This window comes from Pseudoalteromonas sp. S558 (assembly GCF_005886635.1).
Classification (GTDB): domain Bacteria; phylum Pseudomonadota; class Gammaproteobacteria; order Enterobacterales; family Alteromonadaceae; genus Pseudoalteromonas; species Pseudoalteromonas aliena.
Window position 1 is genome coordinate 1 of the sequence record NZ_PNDU01000347.1, and the last position, 4,943, is coordinate 4,943.

Genomic DNA, 4,943 nt, shown 5'->3' on the forward strand with positions numbered 1-4,943 from the left:
CCAACCCCCCCATACAGCACCCCCGAACTGCAGCTGAAAAAGCAGAGAACGAGCGTTTAGAGCAAGCACGTATTGCAGCCGAAAAAGCAGAGAGCGATCGTTTAGAGCAAGCACGTATTACGGCTGAACAAGCAGAGAAACCTAAAAAAGAAGGGTTTTTCTCTCGTCTTAAAAAAGGCCTGTTAAAAACTCGTCTTAATATTGGTTCTGGGTTTGCATCAATATTCAGCGGCAAAAAAATAGACGATGATTTATTTGAAGAACTTGAAACCCAACTATTAACTGCCGATTTAGGTGTTGACACTACCATGAAGTTAATCGACCGATTAACTGATGGCGCAAATCGTAAGCAGCTAAAAGATGGTGATGCGCTTTATGAGCTGATGAAGCAAGAAATGGCAACCATGCTCAAAACTGCAGAGCAGCCTTTAGTTATACCTGTTGATAAAAAGCCGTTTGTTATATTAATGGTGGGCGTAAATGGTGTAGGTAAAACAACCACTATAGGTAAACTAGCTAAGCAATTTCAAAGTGAAGGCAAGTCAGTTATGTTGGCTGCTGGTGATACGTTTAGAGCCGCAGCCGTTGAACAATTACAGGTATGGGGTGAGCGCAATAGTATTCCTGTTATTGCGCAGCACACAGGTGCTGATAGTGCGTCTGTTGTTTTTGATGCATTTCAAGCTGCTAAAGCTCGCAAGATTGATGTGTTAATCGCCGATACAGCGGGTCGCTTGCAAAATAAAGATAATTTAATGCAAGAGCTTGAAAAAATAGCACGCGTAATGAAAAAAATAGACCCAGATGCGCCGCATGAGGTGATGCTAACAATAGATGCTGGAACAGGTCAAAATGCTATCAGCCAAGTGAATTTGTTTAATCAATGTGTTGGTTTAACGGGCATTACCCTTTCAAAACTTGATGGCACGGCAAAGGGCGGTGTTATTTTTGCTGTGGCTGATAAATTTAATATCCCAATTCGTTATATTGGTGTTGGCGAAAGCATTGATGATTTACGCACTTTTAAGAGTGACGACTTTATTGATGCACTATTTAGCCAAGATGAGGACGACGTTTAATTTACCAAAAGGGAGCTTGCTCCCTTTTTAATTGCGAGGAATACCAATTGCATTTGTGTTTTTGATGAGGTTGGCATAATAAAAAATGATAAATTTTCAGCAAGTAAGTAAAACATATCCAGGAGGGCATCGCGCTCTCGAAAAAGTTAATTTTCATATCAAACAAGGTGAACTGGCGTTTTTAACTGGCCACAGTGGGGCGGGTAAAAGTACGTTATTAAAGTTGATTAGTTTAATGGAACGCCCGTCAGCGGGTAATGTATTTATTAACGGTGTTGATTTAAATAAGGTTAACTCACGCCAAGTTCCTTATGTTCGTCGTGATATTGGCATTATTTTTCAAAATCATCGTTTATTAGAACGCTATAGCGTATTTGATAACGTGGCATTACCATTAATTATTGAAGGTACTCACCACAACCAAATTGCAAAGCGTGTTCATGCTGCACTCGATAAGGTGGGTTTAATTGATAAAATAAAGTGTCACCCGTCTATGCTTTCAGGAGGCGAGCAGCAACGTGTTGGTATTGCTCGTGCTATTGTAAACTCTCCGCCAATTTTATTAGCCGACGAGCCGACTGGTAATTTGGATCCTGAGCTTTCAATGGAAATTTTGCGATTATTTGAAGACTTTAATAAACACGGTACAACGGTGCTTATTGCTACACACGATTTAGGTTTGGTTGCGCGCATGAAATACAGAAGTTTAACCTTGAAAGAGGGGCGAATGCTTCAAGATCCCTTAGCAGAGGGGGCATTATGAGCTTACTGTTTAAAGGTCGTCATAATAAAAACGAAAAGCAAAAAAAATCTATCTTGGCTGGCGGTTACTTTTTTATTATTAATATTTTTCGCCAAGGTGTGCACAGTCTTGGTGAAATGTGGCGTACACCTTTAGCGTCAATGATGACTATAGCCGTTTTGGGGCTGAGCCTGACGCTGCCTGCCACACTTTATTTAGTGGTTAAAAATGTTCAACAAGTCAGTAGCGGATTTGAAGAAGCGAGCGAAATATCATTGTTTGTAAAAGAGACAATGAACGAGCAACAAACACAAACCTTAGTTAAACGACTGGCACTTTACCCAGAAATTGAAAGTGTGACGTTTATTTCAAAGCAGCAAGCGCTGACAGAATTTAAAGATGTGTCAGGGTTTGGGCAAGCGTTAGAGTACTTAGATAGTAATCCACTTCCTGATGTTGTGCTTATAACGCCTACTAAGCGCCATAGTCAACCTAACGCAGCTAAAGCACTTTTAACCAAGCTTGAAAATGAGCGTGAGGTTGATTTTGGTAAGCTAGATATAGCTTGGTTAGAGCGTTTAAATGCACTCCTTAGCTTACTAAAAGAAAGTGTAATAACAATCACGCTACTATTATTGACTTCGGTTACGCTTATTATTGGTAATACTATTCGTTTATCTATTATGGATAAAAAAGAAGAAATACAAGTAATGAAACTGGTAGGGGCTACCAATACATTTATTCATGCGCCATTTTTATGGACTGGTATTTGGTATGGCGTTATTGGCGGGTTATTCGCTTTTGTATCGGTGGCTTTGATGATGTGGTGGCTATCTTCTGCCGTAAGTACTGTTGCAGGGGTTTATCAAACTAGTTTTTCGTTGATTGGCTTGTCATTAAAAGAATTTGGATTTTTGGTTTTACTTGCAACAAGCTTAGGCTTTATTGGCTCATACCTTTCTGTAAATCGTTATATTAAAGAAATAGAACCCGACAAAGTATAAGTGAACCAACCCAGCTCGATATGCGTATGCTGTTGAGCTGGGTTATACCCCCATTATTAAAACTGTCATAATTTTGTACTATTCTCCATTTTAAGTAATGAGTTGTAAACGATGTGCTGCGCTAAGGTTAAGCCCTTACAGCGCCTTAATTCATCACTTATTCAGTCGCTTATAGTAGACTTAAATAACGCTAAAAACCTCTTGATTTATGATTCAAAAAAGTTTTAAATTGGGGTTAGCACTCTTAGGTAAAGAGTGCTAAGATGGTTTCAAATGTTTATCACCGAGGTGAAAAATGAGTAAAGATTTATACGCAATGGCACTTACAGTCGGACAACAAAGCGCAAGCATGGACGGTTACCTTCAAGCGGTAAGCACTATCCCTATGCTTAAAGTTGAAGAAGAGCAAGAGCTTGCCAAGAGGCTTCAGGAAGAAGGCGATCTTAGTGCTGCAAAGCAACTCATTATGTCGCATTTACGTTTTGTAGCGCATATTGCTAAAAGCTACTCGGGTTATGGTTTGCCACAAGCAGACTTAATTCAAGAGGGCAACATTGGCCTGATGAAAGCGGTAAAGCGTTTCGACCCTACCGTAGGTGTTCGTCTAGTATCGTTTGCAGTGCATTGGATTAAAGCAGAAATTCATGAGTTCGTGCTTAAAAATTGGCGTATTGTTAAAGTTGCAACGACCAAAGCACAACGTAAATTATTTTTTAATCTGCGCAAAAATAAAAAACGCTTAGGTTGGTTTAATCAAGCTGAAGTAAGCACTGTGGCAAGCGAGCTAGGTGTGAGTGAAAAAGAAGTGCGTGAAATGGAATCGCGTATGAGCGGCCAAGACATGGGCTTTGACTTAACTGGTGATGATGACGATAACGCACCAACAAGCACTTATTCACCCGTACAATACTTGACTGACGGCGCAGCTGATTTAGCTGATGACGTTGAACAGCAACAGTGGAAAGAGCAGGCGCATACGCGTTTATTTAGCGCACTTAAAACACTTGATGAACGCTCACAAGATATTGTTAGCGCACGTTGGTTGTCTGACGACAAGGCAACTCTTCAAGAGCTTGCACAAAAGTACAGTGTATCTGCTGAACGTGTTCGTCAGCTTGAAAAAACAGCGATGAAAAAGCTACAAAGCGCTATGAGCTAATAGTGATTTGAGTAACAAATTTTAAAAGCCCTGCATGAAAATGCGGGGCTTTTTTGTTTTTGTAATAGGTTGCTTTGAGGCAGTAAAGTCAGTTGAAATAAGCTGAACAGGTGCGCATAAACTATAGCGACCCGCTAATTTTTTCGATTTTTAAATGTGCTATTACATAGGAGGGTTTCACAATGTCATCAGTGCCTAAAAATAAAGAAGAATTGTATCGAGCGATAAAACTAAACTCTGAAAAAATACTTGAAGACTATTTATCAATTCCAAAAGAGTATGCACACAAAAATGGTATCGAGGGTAATGTTAAAGGAGCGATAATTAATGTTGCAGATACACTCGCTTACCTTATTGGTTGGGGCCAGCTAGTGTTAAAGTGGCACCAATTAAAGTCAGAAGGTTCTGATGTTAATTTTCCAGAGACTGGGTATAAATGGAATGAGTTAGGTCAATTGGCTCAATACTTTCAATTACAGTTTAAAAGCTGGTCATATAGTCATTTGATTTTAGAGTTTGCAGTGACAATAGCTAAAATATTATCGCTTATAGAGTCCTTAGATAATCATAGTCTTTATGGCACTGCTTGGTATGAAAAATATACGCTAGGTAAGATGATTCAGCTAAATACATCTTCACCCATGAAAAATATGCGCGCAAAAGTGAGGCGGTTTAAGAAAATCAATCAAATATAGCAGTAGATCATATGATATTTAAAATTTAAATACTCAGTACTTTTTGAGTGTTATTTTTTTAATTTTAACTTATTGCTTGCTATATTCTTTCACTCAACTTTACCTAGGGCGTATTGACCTTTGTGGATTGAAATTTGTTCAATCTAGGGGCGATTTAATCGCGGCGCGAGGTTTGTAACCTAGTGGGCTAAGTAAAAATCGAGCAACAAAGAGTTAATCGTCCCTAGAAAGAACCCAAAGGGCAGCGCATGTTTGGCATTTATT

5 protein-coding genes are annotated in these 4,943 nt (G+C 39.2%); all 5 read left to right on the forward strand.

What is annotated here, in order from left to right; genetic code table 11:
* The coding region (gene ftsY / locus CWB66_RS18935) for a signal recognition particle-docking protein FtsY (RefSeq protein ID WP_138586580.1) at positions 1-1,079 on the forward strand (1,079 nt) is incomplete at its 5' end.
* A gap of 85 nt (positions 1,080-1,164) precedes the next feature.
* Positions 1,165-1,842, forward strand: coding sequence for a cell division ATP-binding protein FtsE (ftsE, locus tag CWB66_RS18940; protein WP_077536878.1), 678 nt, complete (start codon positions 1,165-1,167; stop codon positions 1,840-1,842).
* On the forward strand, positions 1,839-2,825 hold the full coding sequence (gene ftsX, locus CWB66_RS18945) for a permease-like cell division protein FtsX (protein WP_138586581.1): 987 nt from the start codon (positions 1,839-1,841) through the stop codon (positions 2,823-2,825). Before ftsE ends, ftsX begins: the two co-directional genes overlap by 4 nt.
* A 295-nt stretch (positions 2,826-3,120) precedes the next feature.
* Complete coding sequence (gene rpoH, locus CWB66_RS18950) at positions 3,121-3,984, forward strand: RNA polymerase sigma factor RpoH (RefSeq protein ID WP_077536880.1); 864 nt, start codon at positions 3,121-3,123, stop codon at positions 3,982-3,984.
* Between the two features lie 182 nt (positions 3,985-4,166).
* Positions 4,167-4,679, forward strand: a complete 513-nt coding sequence (locus CWB66_RS18955; protein ID WP_138586582.1) for a ClbS/DfsB family four-helix bundle protein — start codon at positions 4,167-4,169, stop codon at positions 4,677-4,679.
* Positions 4,680-4,943 lie beyond the last annotated feature (264 nt).

What these genes read in the sequence shown, in the direction of transcription:
- ftsE (WP_077536878.1), top strand. Translation starts at nt 1,165, where the DNA reads ATGATAAATTTTCAGCAAGTAAGTAAAACATATCCAGGAGGGCATCGC.
- CWB66_RS18955 (WP_138586582.1), top strand. Translation starts at nt 4,167, where the DNA reads ATGTCATCAGTGCCTAAAAATAAAGAAGAATTGTATCGAGCGATAAAA.
- ftsX (WP_138586581.1), top strand. Translation starts at nt 1,839, where the DNA reads ATGAGCTTACTGTTTAAAGGTCGTCATAATAAAAACGAAAAGCAAAAA.
- rpoH (WP_077536880.1), top strand. Translation starts at nt 3,121, where the DNA reads ATGAGTAAAGATTTATACGCAATGGCACTTACAGTCGGACAACAAAGC.